Genomic DNA, 21,363 nt, shown 5'->3' with positions numbered 1-21,363 from the left:
CTTGTCCAATGAATGAAAGAAGCTGTCATATTAGCTTGTCCTTGCCCATAGGATAAAAGAGATTCAATGACAAATGGGGGCAGCCAAATATGAAACCAATGATATGGACTATCGCAGGTATATGCATCATCATTTTAATGATTCCAACCTTACTCGTGTTGCCGACGTTTCAAGGGAAACCTGCGGCCGACCAACACGTAGCAGCAGAACCATCAGTTAAAAAAGAAGTGAAAGGTTCAGTCAAATTGAAGCAATCACCCGTCTCCATTCCCGTCTATCGCTCGACTCATCAGCAGGTAGAAAACATTCCCTTAGAAGAGTATGTGATCGGTGTCGTAGCTTCTGAAATGCCAGCTGATTTTGAAATGGAGGCGCTCAAGGCACAGGCACTCGCTGCTAGAACGTATATCGTCAGACAAATGATCAGCGATAAGACCGTAAAGTCACCAAAAGGCTCTCTTGTAGATGACACACAAATGTTCCAAGTCTACAAAAACAAGCAGGAACTCAAGAAAATTTGGGGGAAAGCGTACAATTGGAAATTAAAAAAGGTCACAGAAGCTGTCGCGAGCACACAAGGGAAAGTACTGACCTATGACGAAAAACCAATTGATGCTTCTTTCTTTTCTACAAGTAATGGGAAAACTGAAAATGCAGAAGCCTATTGGAAAAACGAAATCCCTTATTTGAAAAGTGTCTCAAGTAAATGGGACGAAAAATCACCAAAATTTCAAAACACGAAGACCATCACCGTTAGTGAATTTCAGCAAAAACTAGGTGTGACCCTCAGTCAGCAGGCTCAGGTAGGAGAGATTGTAGAGCGGACACCAGGAAACCAAGTAGCCAAAGCCGTGATAAACGGTAAAACACTGACAGGCAGAGACATTCGAGAATCACTGGGACTTCATTCTGCAGATTTTACATGGGAAAGAAAGGGCCAGCAAATTGTGATCACGACAAAAGGATACGGCCATGGTGTAGGGATGAGCCAATATGGTGCGCATTATATGGCGCAGTCAGGTAAAAAAGTAGAAACCATTGTGAAACATTATTATAAAGGGATTCAAATTGAATCAGCTGATCGTTTTCTCAACACGTATATGGCTAAAAAATAAAAGCAAAGGTGCCTCAGAAACGGGGCATCTTTTTGTTTGTTCAAAGAGGTTTGAACAGAATGTGTCAAATAGCGACTTAAGATGCAGGTCAGGAAATCTTAAACATTTATGTCCTGACAAGCACCGATGGCCGATACAAAGTCCCTCGAAAGACAGAGAAAACGAGGGGGATAAATGATGTGTTAGGTGAAAATATCTAGACATCTGACAGAATTTTAGTGATTTTGATGAAAGAGAAAAAGGGACCGAGTCCTATACCATTCCAAGTGAGAATAATTTACGATTAAGATGTATCAATCAAATACATAAGGAGGAATGAAAAGTATGTTGAAAAAAGTATTTACACTCGTAGCCTTAGCTGTATTGACATTATCCATGTCAATCTCTTCACCAGTATTTGCAGAAGCATCAACAGCCAAAAAACATAAGAAAGATGTAAGAGTCACAATCTTACTTGATGCAAGTGGAAGCATGGCAAGAAAAGTAGATGGAGAGCGCAAATTTGATCTAGCAAAACAAGAGGTATTTAAATTTGCACAGTCACTTCCGGAAGACGCTAAAATTCGTATGAGCTTGTTTGGTTCTGAAGGAAACAACAAAAATTCAGGTAAAGCTCAATCATGTGAAGTCATTAGAGGAGTTTACGGCGTACAGCCTTACGAAAAGGATAGCTTTGAAAACTCTTTAAACGGACTTGGACCAAACGGATGGACACCGATTGCACGTGCTCTTGAAAGTGCAAAGCAAACAGATAAGCAGCTTCATAAAGGAACAAAACATATTGTGTACTTAATCACTGATGGTGAAGAAACTTGTGGTGGAGATCCTGTGAAGGTAGCAAAAGAATTGCATCAATCAAAAGGATCTACTGTTGTCAATGTCATCGGATTAGACTTTAACGATGGCTATGAAGGCCAATTAAAGCAAGTAGCCAAAGCTGGTAAAGGTCATTACTACCAAGCAAGCACTGGTAAAGAGATGGGTTCTATCTTTACGGCAGAATCATTAAAATTACACGAATAACTTGTTGAACAAAAGAGAAACGATTGATTTATGCTTTCGTTTCTCTTTTTCTGTACAAATGTAAAAAGGGAGGTTTTTATTTATGAAAAGAAATATTGTCTTAACTATTTTAGCTAGTCTTGTCTTGCTTCTTTCTTCACCAGCTCATGCTGTGACAAAACAGGAGCCTGCTCATGTGGTCATATTACTCGATTTAAGCGGCAGCATGACACAATCGCTTGAGGGAGAAAAGAAAATCGACATCGCAAAACGTTCTATTCAAAGCTTTGCAAGTATTTTATCTGAAGATACGCAAGTCCTGCTTCGTGTGTTTGGTCATGAAGGGACCAATAAAAATGCAGGAAAAGCCGTTTCATGTGCTAGTTCTGAAGCCGTTTATGGATTTGGAACATATGAGCAAACAACATTTCAGCAAGCGCTCAATGTGTATGATCCAACAGGCTGGACACCACTAGCAAAAGCATTAACTGATACGAAACAAGATTTTGAAGATCACCAGGCTGAAGGGAAGAATATTGTATATGTTGTCAGCGATGGTGAAGAAACATGTGGTGGAAGCCCTTCTCAAGCAGCAAAGGAATTACATGAAGACGGTATTGATACAATCGTCAATATCATTGGCTTCGATGTGAATGAAAAAGAAGCCAAAAGTTTAAAATCTGTTGCAAAAGCTGGTGGTGGACAATATCAACCGGCAGCAAATGCAGAAGAATTGAAACAGATTCTTCAACAAGAAGCGAGCGCTTTTGGTCAGTAGGATATGAATGGCAGCTGGGGGGAAACAACCCCAGCTGTTTTTTAGTTGAAGATCAATTTAAAGTCGTTTCTAATTCATCAATTCGTTTCTCCACGTAGTGCTGATCTTTTCTTGCATGAAAGGTTTCGGCTTTTTCTAATATCGCAGTTGTATTATATTCTGGAATCTGTGAATAGCTCTCATAAATACCTTTAGGAATTAAAACGTTCCCTTCAGGCCAATAAACAGCGATATTTCCACGTGTCAATTCCCCAAATTGAGCAACTCCTTGATAGGACCCATATTGATTAAAAAGAACAACTGGATCACCTTCTTGGACGTAAAGCTCTTTTGCATCTTCGTCATTCATCAAGATAGAATGACGCTTTCCGCCATTAAAGGCATCCTTTTCACTGTAGATCATAGAGTTGAATTGTTTACCTCGTCTTGTCGTGATATTGAAATGTCCCTCAGTTTTCCGGTATTGAGGCAGCTGGGCAGGTAGAAGGTGTCCCTTGCCATCCGGTGTTGGACATACACCATCTTCGCAAAGCCATGCGCCTCCCCATTGAAAAACGTCCCCTTTATGACGCAAATGCTGTATGCCATCATAGTTTCGATTCGCAATGGCAATCTCACGGCGAATGTCTTCAGCATGTTCAAAATGAATCAGCTCGGCATCCTCTGGTCGGACCCTTTTCGCAAGATCAATATAAATGTCCCATTCTGCTCTGGCTTCTTCAATACGAGGTCCTTCAATTTCTGGACTGAAATATACCATCCGTTCCGTACTGGTTGACGTACCGCCGCCTGGCTGTTCATATCTTGTCATAGCAGGCAGAACAATGACCGTCTCTTCTGCCTCTACGAGTGTAGAGGTATTCAAAATGATATCTTGATGGACACGGAGTTCAAGCTTAGATAATGCTTTTTCGATCGCTTCTGGATTTGGCATCGTTTCTAAAAAGTTTCCACCGCTAGTAAACAGCATTTTAAGTTTTTGCGGGTGTTCTTTTGGGAGCGCCATCTTTTCAAACGATTGACCGATAGTATCACCATGCCATTTCGGAATGTCAAATCCCCATATCTTCTCGATTCTTTCGATATTCTCTTCATCAAAATCACTGCCTGGCAAAACAAATGGATCGGCGCCCATTTCGCCTGAACCCTGAACACCACTATGTCCACGAATCGGCATGACGCCACAATGTTTTCTGCCAATAAATCCACGTAACATGGCAAGGTTTGCGACTTGCGATATATTATCTGTTGCAAATCGGTGCTGAGTAAGGCCCATACTCCAAATAAAAACGCCGGAATTGGCATTGGCAAGGAGGACTGCAAATTCCTTCATTCTTTCTTTTGACATGCCTGACGATGCTTCTAGATCCTCCCACTTCAACTGTTCGACATGTTGCTTTACATCCTTTATGCCGGTTGTATGGGCTTGAATAAATTCATGATCAAGAGCGGAATGAGGAGCATGCTGCTCCATATCAAACCAATGTTTGATGACGCCGTTCATAAACGCAATATCGCCGCCTATATTGACTTGATAAAAATCATCAGCTATTTTTGTTCCGAATAAAGCACTTTCTGGAATAGAGGGAACCCAGTACTTTTCCATCGCAGGCTCTTTATACGGATTGATGACAATAATTTTGGTTCCTTTCTTTTTAGCAGCGTACATATATTTAGTGGAAACGGGCTGATTGTTTGCTGCGACTGATCCCCAAAAAATCAATACATCCGTTCCGATCCAATCACTGTAATTACAGCTAGAAGCACCTATGCCAAGGGAGCGTTTAAGAGCGGTTTTGCTCGGTGAATGGCAAATGCGAGAAGCATTATCGATATGATTTGTTCCTATAAATCGTGCAGCCTTCGCAGCAGTATAATAAACTTCATTTGTGATTCCTCTGGCCGTTAAGTAGAAAGCGAGCTGTCGTTTATCAATTGATTTGATTTTAGCCGCGATTTGATCTAATGCATCATCCCAAGAAATACGTGTAAAGGCATTCTGCCCTTTTTTTCGAATTAGTGGATAAGGAATACGCCCGAGCTTACGCAGAGAGGTGCTATCCATTTTTTTTAGCTGATGAATATCTTCAAACCATTTTGGGTCAATAGCTGACATTGTGTTAAGACGAAGTACATTTAGCCTTGTTGTGCATATATGAGGTCCTGCGAGTGTCTGATCGTATAAGCCTGAAACACCAAGGGCACAGCCGTCACAAACGCCCTGCGTTAAAATACGGTACGCGTAGGGGAGGTTATCTTTGTTTTCCCAAGCCACCTTCATCGTATCTCGAATGTGCTTAGGTTTCACTTTTCCAAGCCCCATAGGAGCAAAAGAGGCCCATAGCTTTGGTGAGGGTTTTTTGTTGAGTTTAATAGGCCCCTTGTGTTTTGTTTTCCCCATGATATTCATCACCCTCCTATTACTTTATAAAGCGTTTTCATATCTAAAAATTACCTTTAGATTGCGAATCTGTCAAATTCAAATTAAGGTCGGGCTGAAACAGAAGAGGTAGCAGTAAGGTTTGATTCTTTAAGCTGTTGAATATCCTTCCGAATGAGAAGAGATATGATAAAAGCAATGAAAAATAAGCCAGAGAACACCATGAGACTTTGTGTGTAATTACCTGTTATATCTCGAATGAAGGATGAAAATAAAGGTCCTGCTAAACCAGCAGCGGCCCAAGCGGTCAGAATATAACCGTGTATTGCACCAAGCTGCTTCGTACCAAATAAGTCTCCAATGTAGGCTGGAATTGAGGCGAATCCTCCTCCATAGCACGTATAAATGATTGCCATCACGATTGAAAAGATGAGTGGTTCTTTTAAGTAGGGTAGTAAAGGAAAAGCAATGAGCTGGATACTAAAGAAAATCGTATACGTATTCGGTCTTCCAATATAATCTGAGAAGGATGCCCAGCCAATCCGTCCTAAGCCATTAAAAGCACCTAAAACACCAACAAGAGTAGCCGCAGCACCTGCAGTGAATCCAACACTTTCTTGAGCAAGAGGCGAGGCTACTGAAATAATGGCAATTCCGCATGTAATATTAATAAAGAGCATGAGCCACAAATAATAAAAACGCCTTGTTTTAATCGCTTCATTTGCTGTAAGCTGTGATAAATCTTGAGGAATTTTTCTTTGATTTGTTTTCAATTCGTCAAATTGTTTGACGTCATCGGGCGTTGGTGGTGATAAATAAAGAGATGAGGTCACCATAATGATAAAATATGAGAGTCCAAGAATATAAAAGGTATTCGCGATATCAACTTTTTCAATGAGAAATTGAATAATTGGGCTGCAGATAAGTGAAGCAAATCCAAAACCCATAATGGCTAAACCGGTTGCAAGACCTCTTCGATCTGGAAACCATTTGACTAATGTTGATACAGGTGCAATATAGCCTACACCTAATCCTATTCCACCAAGTACACCATAAAATAAATAGAGGAGAGGCAGTGAAGACATGTGGACAGCGAACCCTGACCCAGTCATTCCGATGCCGAAGAAAATAGCTGAGAAGAGCCCCGATGTCCTTGGTCCATACTTTTCAACGAAGTGTCCCATGAAAGCAGCAGATAAACCTAAAAATAAAATGGCAATGCTGAAGGTGAGGCTTATTTCTGTTAATGACCACTGAAAGGTTTGATGTAAAGGATTCGTAAAAACACTCCATGCATAAACAGACCCGATAGATAAATGAATTCCCACAGCACTTGTCGCAATGAGCCAACGATTCTTTGATTTGTTCATTGTGTTCCCCCCATATAAAGCAATCAAAAAGTTTGATAAGATAGAAATATGTTACATTTTTATGACTTTTTAAAATAATATCACAATTTGTTTGGTTCATATAACTAAATTTGTGTTGAAAGGAAGATCATACAATGAACCCTTCTGTTAAAAAGAAACGAGTCATACACCAATATCGTGATGGCCAATTTACCTGCAAAACAGATGATGTTGTAGAAGAATTTCCTTTAACTGTGATTGTGAATGGAGAAGAGTTTGTGACACTCGTTTGTTCACCAGAGCATTTGAAAGAATTGGTTATCGGTTTTTTAGCTTCAGAAGGAGTCATTCGATTTGAAAATGAGATTAAAAGGTTTACAATAGATGAAAGTATGGGCTTTGCATATGTTGATTTAATCCACTCAAGTCGTTTTCATTCATCAGACTTTACAAAGCGAGTGATTGGTTCTTGCTGTGGGAAAGGGAGACACTTTTATTTTCTCCAAGATGTGAAGACAGCAAAAACAGCCACTGATCATATTAATATATCTGCTGAAACCTGTATGCACTTAATGAAATGTTTACAAGACGAAAGCCAATTATTTCGACATACTGGTGGTGTGCATAATGCTGGACTGTGTGACACAGAGAAGCTATTCATCACTAGAACTGATATAGGAAGACATAATGCTTTGGATAAAATCTATGGATATTGTTTACTTCACCGAATCCCACTTAGAGATAAAATCCTTGTATTTAGCGGCCGGATATCGTCGGAAGTTCTATTGAAGGCAGCGAAACTAGGAGTATCTATTGTGATATCAAAATCAGCACCTACTGAGCTAGCGCTTAAAATGGCAGAAGAATTAAATATCACGACAGTTGGATTCGTCAGAGGAGGATCTTTTAATATCTATACTCATCACCAGCGTATTACAGAATAGGAGGCAAAGTATGGTCAGTATTTTGGATAAAAGGCATCGACCATTGCGCGATTTAAGAATATCGGTAACCGATCGCTGTAACTTTAGATGTACGTACTGTATGCCTGCTGAAATCTTTGGACCAGATTATCCTTTTTTAAATAAAGAAGAGCTACTTAGTTTCGAAGAAATTGAACGACTTGCTACCCTTTTTGCAAAGGACTTAGGTGTGGTGAAATTACGCATCACGGGCGGTGAACCTTTAATGCGTAAAGATCTGCCCATCTTAATAGAAAAGCTCGCAAAAATTCCAGGAATTGAAGACATCGCTATGACAACCAATGGAACGCTTTTACCTTTATATGCTGATAAGTTAAAGAAAGCAGGGCTTCAGAGAGTCACCATTAGTTTGGATTCATTAAACCCCGAACGTTTTAAGCAAATGAATGGAAGACATATTTCCATCCAAAAAGTGTTTGATGGGATTAAGGCAGCAAAAAAGGCTGGACTTGCTATTAAGATCAATATGGTTGTCCAAAAAGGTGTGAATGATCAGGATATCTTACCAATGGCAGCCTATTTTAAAAAAGAAGGACACATTTTGAGATTTATCGAATTTATGGATGTCGGCAATACAAATAAATGGAATTTAGAGCATGTGATGACGAAAAAAGAGATAATTGATCTGATTGATACAAAAAATCCTATCAAACCCGAACCCCCTCGATATGCGGGTGAAGTAGCCAATCGATTTTTTTACGAAGATGGTTCAGGAGAGATTGGTATTATTTCTTCCGTTTCAGATGCTTTTTGTGGATCATGTAATAGAGCAAGACTATCTGCACGTGGTGAATTGTTCACATGTCTCTTTGCATCATCGGGTTTTGATCTAAAACGGATCATTCGTACGACAGAAAATGATGAAGATATAACGAGAATATTGAAGGAGCTATGGTCAAATAGGCATGATCAATATTCAGCTGAGAGAGAGCAAAAGAAAGGTCAGAAAAAAGTTGAAATGTCATATATCGGTGGGTAGTGACAACAAAGTATCATGATCATGTATTTTTGAAAAGAAGAGGAAATGGCATAATCACTGTTGAAAATCTCTTTTTAAAAACAGGCCAATTCATCATATAAACTCAATCATCATAAAAAAACAGCAGAGATTCTGCTGTTTTTTAAAATGCTATTTTGTGACTCTAAAAGAGTAAGATAAGTCTGGAAAATAGTTTTTCAATCATACTGCGCTGCTTTACTTTTACAGGAGCTGTGATAAGATCGAATCAATCTTTACCAGCTCGATTTTTTCACTCCTGGGATATGTCCTTTATAGGCAAGCTCACGAAAAGCAATCCTAGACATTTTGAATTTCCGTAAGTAACCTCTAGGACGGCCTGTTAATTCACAGCGGTTTTTTAAGCGAGTGGGGGAGGAATCTCTAGGTAATTTCTGCAAAGCCTCATAGTCACCTTTTTCTTTTAACGCTTTCCTTAATTCCGCATATTTCAAAACAAGCTGCTGCCGCTTTTTTTCTTTAGCAATCTTTGATTTCTTTGCCATTTAAAACCCTCCTGGTTTAATTGTGTATTTTCCATTGAAAGGGGTCTTCAAACGTTGTCCAATCTTGATCATATTCCTCAGGAGTGAGTAAGCATTGGTCAAGTGTGCGAATGATATCTGCTTTAGGTAAGTCCACACCGATAAAAACCAGTTTCGTATGTCGATCGCCAAACTCTGCGTCCCACTCATCAAGAAGCTCTGGTTCCTGATTTAAAATCCGTGCTTTTTCTTGCTCGGGCAAGGCAGCAATCCAGTATGCAATAGGTTCAATCGCAACAGATTTTCCGGCTTGTGAAATTAAAATGGTTAAATCATGATGTGTGGCAAGCCAGGTAAATCCTTTAGCGCGAACAATCTGCTCTGGCATCTGATCTAACCAATTATTCAGCCTGCCAGTATGAAAAGGGAGTCTTCTTTCATAAACAAATGAAGAGATTTGGTATTCTTCTGTTTCCGGCGTATGCTGAGAATGTCCAGCATTGATTTCCTTTATCCAGCCAGCAGAAGCACTGGATTTTTCAAAGTCGAATAAACCAGTATTCAAAATGTCGCTTGGCTGTACTTTACCTTTTGTGGTTCTTATGATAGTTGCTTCTGGCTGAAGCGTGGTCAGCACGTGCTCAAGTCGATCTAGTTCTGATGGTGATACAAGATCACATTTATTAATAATTAGCACGTCACAAAATTCAATTTGATCAATGAGTAAATCAGAAATTTCACGTTCATCATCATCGGAAACGGCTTCTTTACGATCTAATAGACTTTCTCCAGATTGGAAATCAGTCCAGAAACGGTTTGCATCTACCACTGTTACCATCGTGTCTAGTCGGCAAAAGCGAGTCAAATCTATGCCCATTTCTTCATCGATGTAAGAAAAAGTTTGAGCGACAGGGATTGGTTCACTAATACCTGTTGACTCAATGAGGATATAATCGATATGACCAACCTGACAAAGGCGCTCTACTTCGATTAACAAGTCCTCTCTCAATGTGCAACAAATACAACCATTAGATAGTTCAACAAGTTTCTCATCTGATCGAGAGAGCTCGCCGCCTTGCTTGACTAATTCCGCATCAATATTAATTTCACTCATGTCATTTACAATAACAGCTACTTTTAATCCTTTACGATTTTGAAGAACATGATTTAATGTCGTTGTTTTTCCCGCTCCTAAAAAGCCGCTTAATACTGTAACAGGTATTTGTTTATTCATTTGTTTCTGTCCTTTTAAAAATGCTCATTTTGTTTTCCGCCTCACTTAAAAAGTAATCGTTACGATTTAAAATCTAAAAAATTATTTTGTTTCTCTATGAAGGGTATATTTCTTTAATCGAGGAGAATATTTTTTTAATTCCAATCGGTCCGGATTTGTTCGTTTATTTTTTGTAGTGATATAGTTTCTGTCACCTGTTTCAGTACAGGCTAAGGTGATTTTCACGCGCATAAGTGATATGATCCTCCTTTTATTCGTAATCGTTACGATTTGTATTTTAAAATGATAAAGGCTGATTGTCAAGCTTAGTATCATGATCAATGCCAAATCACAAAACAAAGGGGGTATCTCATGTTAATTGATACCCCCCTCCATTAATAAAAGTCACCGAGTTCTTGTTCGTAATCACCGTCGTACTGCTGGAAATCACTAGGGATCTCTTGGAGAAAGGCTAGTCCTCCTAGTACAAGCATCAAAATGATGGCGATGAATGAGAGAATGACTGCGGCGATACTTGAAATGGCGAACAGTGTCTGCATTTTCATCATCTTAGCATATTGTTCTAACAAGTCTTCGTAAGAAGTATCAGGAGCTTGAATCAATTGTTCAGCTGCTTTCACAGATTTTTGTACATGAATCCCCATCATAATGAGGAAAACGCCAAGGGCAGCAGGAAGAACAAGCCAAAACCCAATAAGGATCGAAAGTCCACCTGAAATATAGAGAAAGATACTACCAACTTTTCCCCACTTTGTAATTGAATGAAGAGATTGAAGGATTTTTTCAGTTTGTTGCAATCGTGTTCACTCCTTTATGTATTCACTCTTTATCATACTTGAGCAAGTAGTACTTTAGGAAGAGTGAATGTTGAACAATTTTAAATGTTTCTATCTTCTCTTTACTATTTATGGATAATTAAATTATTTTCAAATAAGAAAAAAGTAACATTCACTATGATTTTTAGCGACAAATTATGTCATATACAAGGGTAGTAGTCAAAAATAATTAGTAAATTTATCAAAATATGTTGTTAGTTGTCTTGTAATTGGTTATTATTGTTTTGTATTACCATAAAAATTGGAAGGTGGAATTCATATGTTAGATCGTTTTTTAAACAAAATGACCAATGTTCAACCTGCATTATCTAGATGTATTTTGCAAAAATTAGTAACTTCTTGCAAATCAGCACCAACTTGTTTCCTTCAAGGTGTTGGAACTTTCCGTTACTACGTGGATCGTGACACAGGTGAGATTTGTACTAGCGAAGAACGCATTAGATGTGGCTGCTAAATCTAGGTATCTTATTTAATAGGATGTGAACGCATGAGCATAACTTCAATTTCATTCTTAACAAATGCTATGCAGACGTCGAACAGTCGTCAAGCGGGCCAAACATCAAACTCTTTTTTAACCCAAGCTGCGCAAATTGTTCAAGGCGACCATTCTCCAGAAGAGAGAAAGGCATTGTTTCAACAACTGACTTTAGTTCAGCAAGGAAAGGATTTAGAGCTTCATGTTTCTAAATTAAAGGAACTAGAGAAAGAGGTTCAAAAAGAGGGGGCTTCTTCGTCTGTTACTGTGAATCAGCACGGTGATCAAGTAGACATTTCAAATGAAGCTCGCAGTGAGTTTGAACAAGCTGAGGAACAAGCACCAGCTTCAAGTGAAGCTAGTGAAGTCGCTGCAGGGGAAAAAGATAAGGATATTCAGCCAAATTCACAATAATAAATCATGAGGCGTGTGTTTGATACTCTTCACATGCCTCATTTATCTTTATTTTGCAGGCAGCCTTGAATAAAGACCATCCGGAAAAGGTGCTGCATATGAGATTGTTTCATCGTTTTCTACCATGATGTAATATGGAAACTCTTGAATCTGGAATGCCTCTATTAATTGCTCATCCACCTGGATAATTTGCATGTTGGTTTGGTTATCACGATATAATTCTTGATCCTTTTTTTGCCCATTCTTTAACAAGATACTAAATGCGACGTTTAATTTACGCTGTTCTATCGTTTCTAGGAATTGTTCAAGTGATGGTATACAGTGCGGACATGCTGTGTCAGTGAAAATAAGTAATTGCTGCTTGTGATTTGTTTGCAGCAGATCATTCATATGAATGGGTGATGGTTGTTCGAGAAGCGGGTGCGAAAGTTTTTGTCCAACATGTTGAATAGGTAAGATGATCAGTTTCATCTGATGTTTTAAATAGGTGATGATTCCGACAGTTAATAACAGACTGCAAAGAATAAGAGTGAGCTGTAAAGTTAAGATTGAATTCATCGTATATCGTCCTCTCAGAGTGAAGTTACGCAAAGCTATCATAATACAAATATCAAAAATATGTCAATTATACTAAATGGTGTAAGGTGGAGCATTTGATGATTACAGTAAACCATTGTTTATATGCAATCTCCTATACTTGGAAAAGAAGTCGTTCTTATCTTCTTTTAACTTTGTTGGTCCAAGTGATCGTTGGTTTTATGCCTTTGGCTAGCGTCTGGATTATTCAAACATTGATTAATGAAATTATTCTATTTATGACTTCTTCAGGAGACATACAAAAGGTTTTATGGTTATTTGGGTTGCAAATGGTCATTGTGGTTTTAGGATATGGGCTTCAGTTCATTCTTCAGCTTAGTCAGCAGAAAGCGACAAATCTGATTGGTTTGCATTTGAAGGGTGAATTGCTTCAGAAGGCGATAAGGCTTCCATATATTACGTTTGAACACCCGTCTTTTTATAATGAGAGTCAACGTGTGATGAGCAGTCATCAGCACGTTCTGAGTATGGTCAGAAGTATTTTCACAATCATGAGCGCGTTGATTACTGTTGTATCACTTCTCATTTACATGATCGGTATCCACTGGGGCTTGGCGGTCATTCTGATCGTGTTTACCCTGCCTGTCTTGTGGATTGAACTTTTCTTTGGAGGTGCGCGTTATCAATTAAACCGTATGTTAACTGCCAATGACCGAAGAGAAATGTATGTGTCCGATCTTGTAGCACAAAGAGATTCTCTGAAGGAAGTACGTTTATATGGAATAGGGAATTATCTTCTTCAAAAATGGAAAGGTCATTATGTAAAAAGTGCAGATGAGAAATATAAATTGCTTAAAAGGCAAGTTCGCTGGGAGATGGCGGGCGGATTGCTCATGACCTTTGCCTATGTGTGCTGCGGTCTTTTTATTGTCTTTCTTATTTTCCAAAAAAAAATAGCGGCGGGGACGTTTGTCGCTGTGCTGCAAGCTGTACAAAACATTCAAAGTGGTTTTCAAGATTTAACGAGGGAATTCTCTAGTTTATATGAAACGAGTCTTTATGTGGATGAAATGAGGGCTTTTCAAAAGAGAGAAGAGGAGATTCATGAACAGTCAGAAGGTGCAGCATCGCTTCGGAGGATCGAGCATATTCAGTCTATTACACTAGAAAATCTCTCTTTTACTTATCCGAATATGAAAACGCCTGCTATTGAGCATATACATTTTCATATCAATAAAGGTGAACGTGTAGCATTAGTCGGGGATAACGGATCAGGAAAAACCACTTTGATCAAATGTTTGACCGGCTTATACGATCCAGATCAGCCGAATATGCAGAAAGTCAATGGTGAGTCCATTTCTACCATTCATAAAAGGTCATATCATGCTAGAATGTCTGTTCTTTTTCAAGATTTTATGAAGTACGAATTCACTGTGAAAGAAAACATTGGATTTGGCCGTATCGACGATATAGATGAGGAAGAGCGAATGATTTTAGCTGCGCGGCAAGCAGGTATAGAAAAAAGAATTCATCAAATGGAAGAGACGTATGATGCGCAGCTTGGCCGCTTTTTTGAAGAAGGTCATGAACTGTCTGGTGGACAATGGCAAAAGCTTGCGATGGCGAGAACCTTTTTTAGAGAGAGTGATTTTATCATTTTAGATGAACCAACATCTGCTCTCGATCCACTGTCGGAGATTTCACTCATTCGAAAGTTATTCGATCATACGCAGGATCAAGGTGTTTTGTTTATTACACATCGTATGGGAGCGGCCCGCTTAGCAGACCGTATTATCGTTATGAAAGATGGTGCTTTCGTTGAAGAGGGGAACCATGATGAGCTTATGACGCTAAACGGAGAGTACAAAAGGCTTTACGAGGCACAATCTCAACTATTTCAACAAAAGGAGATGGTGTAAGGTGAGTGTCTTTTATTTCATAGGTGTCTATCTACTAGGAATCATTTTTGCAGGTGCGTGGCTTGATAAAGTGAGAAAACAGACGGCGCATGTGCAGCAGATGAATGCTTATCGGTTGCTGCCTCCATCTTTCGCAGCACCAATGTTTTATTTATTTTTGTTTGTTGAATTGGTTTGTACGGTTCATTTGTTCATTTGGAATATGTCTCTCGTACCTGCGATTGGTCTTACAGCACTTTTATGTATCTATACTGGAGCGGTCACGTTTAATTTATTGAGAGGGCATCGTGATATTTCGTGTGGCTGTGGAGGCCTTCTTGAAAACGAACGTCTTCATTGGGGGATTGTGATTCGAAATATGTTGATGTTGGCACTTGTGATGGGGTTATTTTATGTGCATTCCTATGTAGAGACGATTCCATTGAACTTCAAAATCATTTGTTTTCTGATTGCAGTGGCTGTCTGTTTCATCATAGCGGTCAGTCAAGAAATCATGTTATTCAAGCGAAAGTGGATCAATCAATTTGGATCAATTATAGAAGGAGATAAAATGAAATGACAGATATTCTATTAATCATTGTGTTATTGATTGTCATTGCTCAGCTGGCTGTGGTGTTTCTGCTTGCCCGTTTTATCGGGAAATTTATGAATAAAATAAAAACCCTTGATGGGATTGAATTGAAGGAAGCGGAAGTTGGTGATCCGGCTCCGTTATTTCGAAGCTATACGCATTTAGGGGAAAAGGTGATGTTAAAGGAATATTTGCAAAGCGGGAGAGCCGTGATGCTGTTATTTGTGAATTCTACTTGTATGACGTGCAAAAGCATTTTGGCTGATATGCAGCAGCAAATTTCTAGTGATGATGTTCAGTTCATTTTTATTAATGGAGATGAACAAGCGGATGATGCGTCGCTCCTTCAATTGCTGCCGGATCAGGCCGTTTATATGCGCTCTTCACAAATCATGGAGCTGTATGGGGTAACTGTTGTCCCGCAAGCGATTCACATTGATGAACATGGAATCATCCTACAAAGAAAATCTCTTCAAAATGCGAAACAGTTTGAACAGCTGTTGCACGCTTCATAAAAAAGCGTCTCTTTCTTTTAGAGACGCTGGTTTTATAATTCTTTTCCTAGAATATCTAAATCGTACCTGTTGCCGTCCATTTCTGCGATGCGTGGCAGGTGTCCCCAAGTCTCAAAGCCGTGTTTTTTAAATAGTCGAATGCTGGCTTCGTTGTGCCCGAAAATAAAGGCAAGCAACGTTCGGATGCCTATTGAGGGTGCCAATTCAATGGCCTCTTGTAAGAAAATCGATCCTAAGCCTTTTCCTCGATAGTCTTGGTTTAAATAAATACTCATTTCAACGGTTCCGTTGTATGCAGGTCTTCCGTAAAACGTTTCAAAGCTGAGCCAGCCGTAGATATTCCCTTCTTCATCTGTTTTCACATAGAGAGGTCTTTTCTCTGAATGATTCAAAAACCACTGCCTGCGGGCTTCAACTGTAACAGGTTCTGTATCGGCAGTTGCTTCTCTTGAAGCAATGGTTGAATTGTAGATATCGACGATTGTTTTGAGGTCATCTTCTGTTGCAATGCGGTTGAAAGTTTTCACAATAAAGTCTCCCATCTTTTTTTCATTCATCATACATATTATTGATGCGATTGCGCAAAATAAAAAGAAAAATGATTTCGGGTGTATATATTTTTTGAAAAGTGTTCAGAATGTTGCTGAGGTGATGAAAAATGAGAGAGGAAGAAAAGAAACGTACTTCCAAAATCACAAAAGTTCAGCAATTTTTCCGTAAGCGCTGGGTATTCCCTGCTATTTACTTGGTCAGCGCAGCGGTCGTGTTAACAGCAGTTCTTTGGTATCAAGCTGTATCAAAAGATGTGAAAGATCAACTATCTGATGGAAATCAAACAGGACAAGAACAGCGTGATGATGCCGTTGAAGTTGGAAAGCCAATTGAAAATGTTGCAATGCCAGTCCAGAATTCTGATAATGTTTCTGTCGTGAAAAAGTTCTATGAAGCAGATGCTGATCAAAAAGAAAAAGAAGCAGCACTTGTAAACTATAATAACACCTATACCTTAAGCAAAGGTATTGATCTTGCAGATAAAGATGGCAAAGTGTTTGATGTCACAGCTGCTCTTAGTGGAACGGTCGTTCAAGCGAAAAAAGATCCAGTTCTCGGTCATGTCGTTGAAATTGAACATGAAGATGGATTGTCAACTGTTTATCAATCGTTGTCTCAAGTGAGTGTAAAAGAAGGCGATGAAGTGAAGCAGAATGATGTCATCGGTGCTTCTGGTAAAAATCTTTATGGTGCTGAAAGCGGCAACCATGTGCACTTTGAAATTCGTATGGAAGGTTTAGCGCTCAATCCACTTAGCTTCATTGATAAGCCTGTTTCTACTATTGAAAAAGCAGCACAAGAAGTAACGGAAGAAGCAAAAGAACCTGCTCAGCCAAAGGCTGATGAAAAAACGAAGGAACCTGCTGCTGAAGATAAGGCCAAAGAGCCGGCTGGAGAAAAATCTGAAGAAAAGTCTGATGAGAAGGGGAAATCCTCTGATCAAGAAAAGTCTTCAGATTCCTCTAAAGACAGCAGTCAGTCAGAAGAAACAAAACAATCTTAATGTCTTGTAAGATCCTCTGTGTAGATGACTACACAGAGGTTTTTTTCTGTCTTAAAAAGATCCCCGCCACGCGGCGGAGGATGTATTATAAGGCGGCAGGTCCTTCTTCACCTGTTCGGATGTTAATTGTATTCTCTATTTCATATATAAACATTTTCCCATCCCCTGGTTCGCCTGTGCGAAGTACTTTTTGTGCTGTTTCAACGACCTGTTCGACAGGTACCTTGCTCAGGACGATCTCGATCTTTAATCGTTCGTACACGTTGCTTTCCTTTTTGACGCCGCGGTATAGCTCTGTATGTCCCTTTTGTAAGCCGCAGCCGTGCACATTTGAAAAAGTAATTGAGGTGACACCAATCTTTCCAAGCTCCACCTTTAATGTTTCAAAATTAGCTGGCCGTGTGACAATCTCCACTTTATACATTTTGCTCATCGAGACACCCCTTTTTCTTTAATCTTGATATGCTTTTTCGCCGTGCATGGTCAAATCAAGACCCACTGATTCTTCTTCTTCGGTTGCACGAATCTTGAAGAAGATATTGACCACTTTGATGATCACGTATGTTACAACAGCAACAAAGACGTAAGTGGCGACAATGGCGACAACTTGCTTCCAAAGTAAGCTTGGATCTCCGTAAAATAAGCCATTGGCTCCGCCATCATTGACAGAGGTTGTTGCGAAAAGTCCTGTTGCAATTCCTCCCCAAGTACCACCAATTCCATGAAGACCGAATGCATCAAGGGCATCATCATAGCCGAATTTGGCTTTGAGTGAGAAGACTCCCCAGAAACAGACGATTCCGCCAATGATTCCTATAATAATAGAAGCAAATGGTGTGACAAAGCCTGCGGCAGGTGTAATGGCGACAAGACCTGCAATGGCTCCAGAAATGGCGCCGAGCATTGTTGGTTTTTTGTTGATCATCCACTCTACTAACAGCCAGCCGATGATTCCTGCGGCAGCTGCTGTATTGGTGTTAATAAAGGCAAACATGGCGACGCTGTCTAACGTCAGGGCGCTTCCGACGTTAAAACCAAACCAGCCAAACCAGATGACAGCTCCGCCAAGAAGTGTGTAGATCAAGTTATGCGGGGAAGAACTTGCTGCTTCTTTTCGCTTCCCAAGAACAATCGCAACGATTAGACCGGCAACACCGGATGAGATGTGAACCACGTTTCCTCCAGCGAAGTCAAGTGCGCCCATTTCTCCAATCCAACCGCCGCCCCATACCCAGTGTGCGACTGGAGCGTATACAAATGTGACCCAAAGGATTGTAAACACGACCACTGCCGAGTAACGAATACGTTCGGCAAAGGCACCTGAGATGATGGCTGTTGTTAAGACGGCAAAGGTCATTTGGAACATCATGAACAATGAATGTGGAATGGTATCGCTATATGAACCAGGTTCAAAGCCAACCCCTTTTAGCCCAGCCCATTCGAAGCCTCCGATCCATGCATTGCCTGGCGCAAAAGCCAAGGAATAGCCAAACACGATCCAGACGATCGAGACGATGGCTAGTGATGTTAAGCTGTGCATTGTTGTACTTAACACGTTTTTACTTCTCACAAGTCCCCCGTAGAATAAGGCTAAACCCGGTGTCATTAACCACACGAGTAGTGTGCAGAAGAACATAAATACTGTATCACCCATTTGCATGCTGCATTCCCCCGAATCATTCAGAATTAATTGATTTCTTAATTCTTCATTATAGAGAGAAAAGTCACATATAACATACTCGTGTAAGTTTATCTAACATGGTTTTTGGTTATGTTCAATATAAATGGATGAAATGTTCGTGGAAAATGAGAAAAAACGTGCGTTGATCACTAAAAATAAAGGGCATTTGACCTATAAAATGGAGCTGAGAAACAGTTTGGTTCGCTCCTCTTGAGGAGAATCGAACAATTCCGATGGAATCCCTTCTTCAACGATGCGCCCTTCGTGCATATAGACGACACGATCGGCGACTTCTTTCGCAAAGCCCATTTCATGTGTAACAATGACCATTGTCATGCCTTCTTTTGCGAGGCTTTTCATGGTTTGCAGCACCTCGCCTACAAGCTCTGGGTCAAGGGCAGACGTAGGTTCGTCAAATAACATGACATCAGGTTTCATGGCGAGAGACCGTGCAATGGCAACACGTTGCTTTTGTCCGCCTGATAGTTTAGAAGGATACACTTTGGCTTTATCTGCAAGTCCTACTTTTTCTAACAAGACTTTGGCTTCAGCGATGGCCTGTGCTTTCTTTGTTTTCTTTACCATCACAGGTGCTTCGATGATGTTTTCAAGCACAGTTTTGTGCGGGAAGAGATTAAAATGCTGAAACACCATGCCTATTTTTTGTCTCATTTCGTTTAGTTGATCACGCTTTGGTTGTACAGGGCTGCCATCAATGATGATCTGACCGTCATTTTTTATTTCTAAAAAGTTCATACAGCGGAGCAAGGTGCTTTTTCCAGAGCCGCTTGCCCCAATTAAGACGACGACATCATTTTCGTACACGGTGAGATCGATATCCTTTAAGACATGCAGATCTCCAAAGTATTTATTGAGTTTTTCAACACGAATGATTTCCTTTGATTCTGTCATGCTTCTCCTCCTAATGATCACTGACTGAAAGTTTCTTCTCAAAGGTTTGGACAGCGAATGTTAATAGCAGGACAAGAACTAAGTAATAGACAGCGACAACAAGTAAATACGTCATATTGTCAAAGCTGTTGGAGCCTTGAGTGGTGGCTACGTTAAATAGTTCATTGACACTGATAAAGGCGGCAAGTGATGAGTCTTTTAAGCCGATAATGAACTGATTACCGAGAGGGGGGAGGGCTCGCCGCATCGCTTGCGGGAGAATGATACGTCTCATGGTTAAAAAACGGCCCATTCCAAGAGAACGTCCTGCCTCTTTTTGACCTTGGTCGATTGATTGGATGGCGCCTCTGAATATTTCTGCTATATAGGCACCATTATGAAAGGCTAGCGCAATGGAAGCAGCCCAGAAGTCGGGTATATTTAATTCCGTGAGTCCAAAATAAAGGATAAAGATTTGAACAATGAGTGGTGTTCCGCGTACAAGAAAGATATAGGCATTTGCGATATAACCGAAAACCGCCACGCGGGATATCTTTAGTAAAGCAAAGAAGAGCCCAATGAACATACCGATGAAGATGCTGATCACAGTTAGTTGTAAGGTGAGCAGCATCCCTTCTAAGAAAATGCCTCTAGAATCAATCAGCGTCTGAAAAAAGTGTGATAGGGTAGGCAAAACAATCATCTCCATTTGAAGAAAGTGCGCCTAGAAAAGGGCGCACAATCGTGGTTTTAATCCTGTTTGACGGTAATATCTTCGTTAAAGTACTTTTCGCTAATTTGTCTTAATGTTCCGTCTTTTCTTAGTGCGTCGATCGCGTCGTTGATCTCTTCTATGAGCTGTTCATTTTCTTTTGATACAGCGATTGCTTGTTCACTTTGTCCGAGTCTTTTCTGCGCTTCGATTTTCAATTTTTTCTTCATGGCTTCTGCACCTGTGGCAAAATCAGTCACGACCGCATCGTGTTTTCCGTTGGCTAGTGCTTCTAAAGCGACCACATCACTGTCGTAATATTTTGGTTCCTGCCCGCTATGTTCTTTCGCAATATCAGCGTAGGACGAACCTTTTGATACAGCGATTTCTTTGTCTTTTAAGTCATCAGCACTTTGAATGTCTGCGCCAGGTCTTGTGAAGATTTGTGGACCCGAGTAATAGTAGGGCTTAGAAAAAAGGACGTGTTTTTTTCGTTCCTCATTGATGGTGTGACTGGCAACTGCCGCATCAAATTTTCCTGACTTGATGCCTTCGACAATACCTGCGAATTTATATTTTTTCTGTACAGGCTCGAGACCGAGCTTGTCGCTAATCGCATTGCCTACATCGATATCAAAGCCGGACATCTGGTTTCCATCCATGTAACTGAATGGGTGAAATTCACCTGATGCTGCAAAAATAAATTTTCCATCCTCCAAAATCGGGGACCCTTTCGCTGTAGAATTACGTTTATCTCCGTTCCCATTTGTTTCATTTGAACCACACGAAGACAGAAGTAATACTGCAACCGAGAAAAGGGCTGGGACCCAAAACCGTCTTTTTTTAATAATATGCTTCTCCTCCTTTTCAGCCGTTCTCCTATAAGGAGAAAGTAGGCTTTCAAACATGAAATGAATATTACCATCTCTTCCTC

The 21,363-nt window shown here is 40.1% G+C and carries 23 protein-coding genes and 1 pseudogene; 11 read left to right on the top strand and 13 right to left on the bottom strand.

Going from position 1 to position 21,363, the window contains the following annotated elements; genetic code table 11:
- Positions 1–89: 89 nt before the first annotated feature.
- The 3 genes from spoIID (at position 90) to C6W18_RS08345 (ending at position 2,895) form a co-directional block, all read left to right on the top strand.
- A complete protein-coding gene (gene spoIID / locus C6W18_RS08355; protein WP_105927216.1) occupies positions 90–1,115 on the top strand; it encodes a stage II sporulation protein D in 1,026 nt (341 codons plus the stop codon).
- 324 nt (positions 1,116–1,439) lie between these two features.
- The gene (locus C6W18_RS08350) at positions 1,440–2,138 is read left to right on the top strand and encodes a VWA domain-containing protein (protein WP_105927214.1); all 699 of its coding nucleotides are present in this window, start codon (positions 1,440–1,442) and stop codon (positions 2,136–2,138) included.
- 82 nt (positions 2,139–2,220) lie between these two features.
- Positions 2,221–2,895 (top strand): VWA domain-containing protein, encoded by a 675-nt coding sequence (locus C6W18_RS08345; RefSeq protein ID WP_105927212.1) that lies wholly within the window; start codon positions 2,221–2,223, stop codon positions 2,893–2,895.
- A 52-nt stretch (positions 2,896–2,947) separates the two neighbouring features.
- On the opposite strand, the gene C6W18_RS08340 is transcribed toward C6W18_RS08345, so the two are convergent.
- On the bottom strand, positions 2,948–5,296 hold the full coding sequence (locus C6W18_RS08340) for an FdhF/YdeP family oxidoreductase (RefSeq protein ID WP_105927210.1): 2,349 nt from the start codon (positions 5,294–5,296) through the stop codon (positions 2,948–2,950).
- Between the two features lie 83 nt (positions 5,297–5,379).
- Positions 5,380–6,645: an L-lactate MFS transporter gene (locus tag C6W18_RS08335; RefSeq protein WP_105927208.1), complete on the bottom strand. Its 1,266-nt coding sequence runs from the start codon at positions 6,643–6,645 to the stop codon at positions 5,380–5,382.
- Between the two features lie 134 nt (positions 6,646–6,779).
- Between C6W18_RS08335 and fdhD the strand changes: the two genes are divergently transcribed.
- Together fdhD and moaA are read left to right on the top strand one after the other, a co-directional pair.
- A complete protein-coding gene (gene fdhD, locus C6W18_RS08330) occupies positions 6,780–7,568 on the top strand; it encodes a formate dehydrogenase accessory sulfurtransferase FdhD (protein WP_105927206.1) in 789 nt (262 codons plus the stop codon).
- A 10-nt stretch (positions 7,569–7,578) separates the two neighbouring features.
- The gene (moaA, locus tag C6W18_RS08325; protein WP_105927204.1) at positions 7,579–8,586 is read left to right on the top strand and encodes a GTP 3',8-cyclase MoaA; all 1,008 of its coding nucleotides are present in this window, start codon (positions 7,579–7,581) and stop codon (positions 8,584–8,586) included.
- A 254-nt stretch (positions 8,587–8,840) separates the two neighbouring features.
- Here the strand turns inward: moaA and rpsN are convergent, their stop codons facing one another.
- From rpsN to C6W18_RS08305, 4 genes are all read right to left on the bottom strand, one after another.
- Entirely contained in the window at positions 8,841–9,110 is a 270-nt protein-coding gene (gene rpsN / locus C6W18_RS08320) for a 30S ribosomal protein S14 (protein ID WP_105927202.1), read from the bottom strand.
- Positions 9,111–9,126: 16 nt separating this feature from the next.
- A complete protein-coding gene (locus C6W18_RS08315) occupies positions 9,127–10,323 on the bottom strand; it encodes a GTP-binding protein (RefSeq protein ID WP_105927200.1) in 1,197 nt (398 codons plus the stop codon).
- Between the two features lie 81 nt (positions 10,324–10,404).
- Positions 10,405–10,554 carry a 50S ribosomal protein L33 gene (rpmG, locus tag C6W18_RS08310; protein ID WP_003214771.1) on the bottom strand — a complete coding sequence of 50 codons (150 nt, stop codon included), beginning with the start codon at positions 10,552–10,554 and terminating at the stop codon, positions 10,405–10,407.
- 143 nt (positions 10,555–10,697) lie between these two features.
- On the bottom strand, positions 10,698–11,120 hold the full coding sequence (locus tag C6W18_RS08305) for a DUF5362 family protein (RefSeq protein WP_105927198.1): 423 nt from the start codon (positions 11,118–11,120) through the stop codon (positions 10,698–10,700).
- Positions 11,121–11,418: 298 nt separating this feature from the next.
- On the opposite strand from C6W18_RS08305, the gene C6W18_RS08300 reads away from it, so the two are divergent.
- Positions 11,419–11,613, top strand: a complete 195-nt coding sequence (locus C6W18_RS08300) for a hypothetical protein (protein ID WP_078061637.1) — start codon at positions 11,419–11,421, stop codon at positions 11,611–11,613.
- 33 nt (positions 11,614–11,646) lie between these two features.
- Positions 11,647–12,048, top strand: coding sequence for a hypothetical protein (locus C6W18_RS08295; RefSeq protein WP_105927196.1), 402 nt, complete (start codon positions 11,647–11,649; stop codon positions 12,046–12,048).
- A gap of 48 nt (positions 12,049–12,096) precedes the next feature.
- Here the strand turns inward: C6W18_RS08295 and C6W18_RS08290 are convergent, their stop codons facing one another.
- Positions 12,097–12,606, bottom strand: coding sequence for a thioredoxin fold domain-containing protein (locus tag C6W18_RS08290; protein ID WP_105927194.1), 510 nt, complete (start codon positions 12,604–12,606; stop codon positions 12,097–12,099).
- Positions 12,607–12,704: 98 nt separating this feature from the next.
- On the opposite strand from C6W18_RS08290, the gene C6W18_RS08285 reads away from it, so the two are divergent.
- The 3 genes from C6W18_RS08285 to C6W18_RS08275 are packed head-to-tail and all read left to right on the top strand — an operon-like array spanning position 12,705 to position 15,590.
- Positions 12,705–14,504, top strand: coding sequence for an ABC transporter ATP-binding protein (locus C6W18_RS08285; RefSeq protein ID WP_105927192.1), 1,800 nt, complete (start codon positions 12,705–12,707; stop codon positions 14,502–14,504).
- Between the two features lies 1 nt (position 14,505).
- Positions 14,506–15,063 carry a MauE/DoxX family redox-associated membrane protein gene (locus C6W18_RS08280; RefSeq protein ID WP_105927190.1) on the top strand — a complete coding sequence of 186 codons (558 nt, stop codon included), beginning with the start codon at positions 14,506–14,508 and terminating at the stop codon, positions 15,061–15,063.
- Positions 15,060–15,590 carry a TlpA family protein disulfide reductase gene (locus tag C6W18_RS08275; RefSeq protein ID WP_105927188.1) on the top strand — a complete coding sequence of 177 codons (531 nt, stop codon included), beginning with the start codon at positions 15,060–15,062 and terminating at the stop codon, positions 15,588–15,590. Before C6W18_RS08280 ends, C6W18_RS08275 begins: the two co-directional genes overlap by 4 nt.
- 32 nt (positions 15,591–15,622) lie before the next feature.
- Here the strand turns inward: C6W18_RS08275 and C6W18_RS08270 are convergent, their stop codons facing one another.
- Positions 15,623–16,132, bottom strand: a complete 510-nt coding sequence (locus tag C6W18_RS08270; RefSeq protein ID WP_189318062.1) for a GNAT family N-acetyltransferase — start codon at positions 16,130–16,132, stop codon at positions 15,623–15,625.
- A 116-nt stretch (positions 16,133–16,248) separates the two neighbouring features.
- On the opposite strand from C6W18_RS08270, the gene spoIIQ reads away from it, so the two are divergent.
- The gene (gene spoIIQ, locus C6W18_RS08265; protein ID WP_003214850.1) at positions 16,249–17,145 is read left to right on the top strand and encodes a stage II sporulation protein SpoIIQ; all 897 of its coding nucleotides are present in this window, start codon (positions 16,249–16,251) and stop codon (positions 17,143–17,145) included.
- Between the two features lie 85 nt (positions 17,146–17,230).
- On the opposite strand, the gene C6W18_RS08260 is transcribed toward spoIIQ, so the two are convergent.
- The 5 genes and pseudogenes from C6W18_RS08260 to C6W18_RS08235 form a co-directional block, all read right to left on the bottom strand.
- Positions 17,231–17,578 carry a P-II family nitrogen regulator gene (locus tag C6W18_RS08260; protein WP_034318379.1) on the bottom strand — a complete coding sequence of 116 codons (348 nt, stop codon included), beginning with the start codon at positions 17,576–17,578 and terminating at the stop codon, positions 17,231–17,233.
- A gap of 18 nt (positions 17,579–17,596) precedes the next feature.
- Positions 17,597–18,805, bottom strand: a complete 1,209-nt coding sequence (locus tag C6W18_RS08255) for an ammonium transporter (protein WP_034318381.1) — start codon at positions 18,803–18,805, stop codon at positions 17,597–17,599.
- A 192-nt stretch (positions 18,806–18,997) separates the two neighbouring features.
- Positions 18,998–19,738, bottom strand: coding sequence for an amino acid ABC transporter ATP-binding protein (locus C6W18_RS08245; RefSeq protein ID WP_105927186.1), 741 nt, complete (start codon positions 19,736–19,738; stop codon positions 18,998–19,000).
- A gap of 10 nt (positions 19,739–19,748) precedes the next feature.
- The gene (locus tag C6W18_RS08240; RefSeq protein WP_078061638.1) at positions 19,749–20,426 is read right to left on the bottom strand and encodes an amino acid ABC transporter permease; all 678 of its coding nucleotides are present in this window, start codon (positions 20,424–20,426) and stop codon (positions 19,749–19,751) included.
- A gap of 41 nt (positions 20,427–20,467) precedes the next feature.
- Positions 20,468–21,354, bottom strand: a pseudogene (locus tag C6W18_RS08235) (transporter substrate-binding domain-containing protein).
- Between the last annotated feature and the right edge of the window lie 9 nt (positions 21,355–21,363).

Origin of the sequence: Bacillus sp. LLTC93 (genome assembly GCF_002993125.1) — a bacterium.
Lineage (GTDB): Bacteria > Bacillota > Bacilli > Bacillales > Bacillaceae > Bacillus > Bacillus zhangzhouensis.
Note: the sequence above shows the minus strand (reverse complement) of the source record. Positions and strands in the feature narration are given on the sequence as shown.

Excerpts from the sequence above, each read along its gene's own strand:
- spoIID (WP_105927216.1), top strand. The coding sequence starts at position 90 with ATGAAACCAATGATATGGACTATCGCAGGTATATGCATCATCATTTTA.
- C6W18_RS08350 (WP_105927214.1), top strand. The coding sequence starts at position 1,440 with ATGTTGAAAAAAGTATTTACACTCGTAGCCTTAGCTGTATTGACATTA.
- C6W18_RS08345 (WP_105927212.1), top strand. The coding sequence starts at position 2,221 with ATGAAAAGAAATATTGTCTTAACTATTTTAGCTAGTCTTGTCTTGCTT.
- C6W18_RS08340 (WP_105927210.1), bottom strand. The coding sequence starts at position 5,296 with ATGGGGAAAACAAAACACAAGGGGCCTATTAAACTCAACAAAAAACCC.
- C6W18_RS08335 (WP_105927208.1), bottom strand. The coding sequence starts at position 6,645 with ATGAACAAATCAAAGAATCGTTGGCTCATTGCGACAAGTGCTGTGGGA.
- fdhD (WP_105927206.1), top strand. The coding sequence starts at position 6,780 with ATGAACCCTTCTGTTAAAAAGAAACGAGTCATACACCAATATCGTGAT.
- moaA (WP_105927204.1), top strand. The coding sequence starts at position 7,579 with ATGGTCAGTATTTTGGATAAAAGGCATCGACCATTGCGCGATTTAAGA.
- rpsN (WP_105927202.1), bottom strand. The coding sequence starts at position 9,110 with ATGGCAAAGAAATCAAAGATTGCTAAAGAAAAAAAGCGGCAGCAGCTT.
- C6W18_RS08315 (WP_105927200.1), bottom strand. The coding sequence starts at position 10,323 with ATGAATAAACAAATACCTGTTACAGTATTAAGCGGCTTTTTAGGAGCG.
- rpmG (WP_003214771.1), bottom strand. The coding sequence starts at position 10,554 with ATGCGCGTGAAAATCACCTTAGCCTGTACTGAAACAGGTGACAGAAAC.
- C6W18_RS08300 (WP_078061637.1), top strand. The coding sequence starts at position 11,419 with ATGTTAGATCGTTTTTTAAACAAAATGACCAATGTTCAACCTGCATTA.
- C6W18_RS08295 (WP_105927196.1), top strand. The coding sequence starts at position 11,647 with ATGAGCATAACTTCAATTTCATTCTTAACAAATGCTATGCAGACGTCG.
- C6W18_RS08290 (WP_105927194.1), bottom strand. The coding sequence starts at position 12,606 with ATGAATTCAATCTTAACTTTACAGCTCACTCTTATTCTTTGCAGTCTG.
- C6W18_RS08285 (WP_105927192.1), top strand. The coding sequence starts at position 12,705 with ATGATTACAGTAAACCATTGTTTATATGCAATCTCCTATACTTGGAAA.
- C6W18_RS08275 (WP_105927188.1), top strand. The coding sequence starts at position 15,060 with ATGACAGATATTCTATTAATCATTGTGTTATTGATTGTCATTGCTCAG.
- C6W18_RS08270 (WP_189318062.1), bottom strand. The coding sequence starts at position 16,132 with ATGGGAGACTTTATTGTGAAAACTTTCAACCGCATTGCAACAGAAGAT.
- spoIIQ (WP_003214850.1), top strand. The coding sequence starts at position 16,249 with ATGAGAGAGGAAGAAAAGAAACGTACTTCCAAAATCACAAAAGTTCAG.
- C6W18_RS08260 (WP_034318379.1), bottom strand. The coding sequence starts at position 17,578 with ATGAGCAAAATGTATAAAGTGGAGATTGTCACACGGCCAGCTAATTTT.
- C6W18_RS08255 (WP_034318381.1), bottom strand. The coding sequence starts at position 18,805 with ATGCAAATGGGTGATACAGTATTTATGTTCTTCTGCACACTACTCGTG.
- C6W18_RS08245 (WP_105927186.1), bottom strand. The coding sequence starts at position 19,738 with ATGACAGAATCAAAGGAAATCATTCGTGTTGAAAAACTCAATAAATAC.
- C6W18_RS08240 (WP_078061638.1), bottom strand. The coding sequence starts at position 20,426 with ATGGAGATGATTGTTTTGCCTACCCTATCACACTTTTTTCAGACGCTG.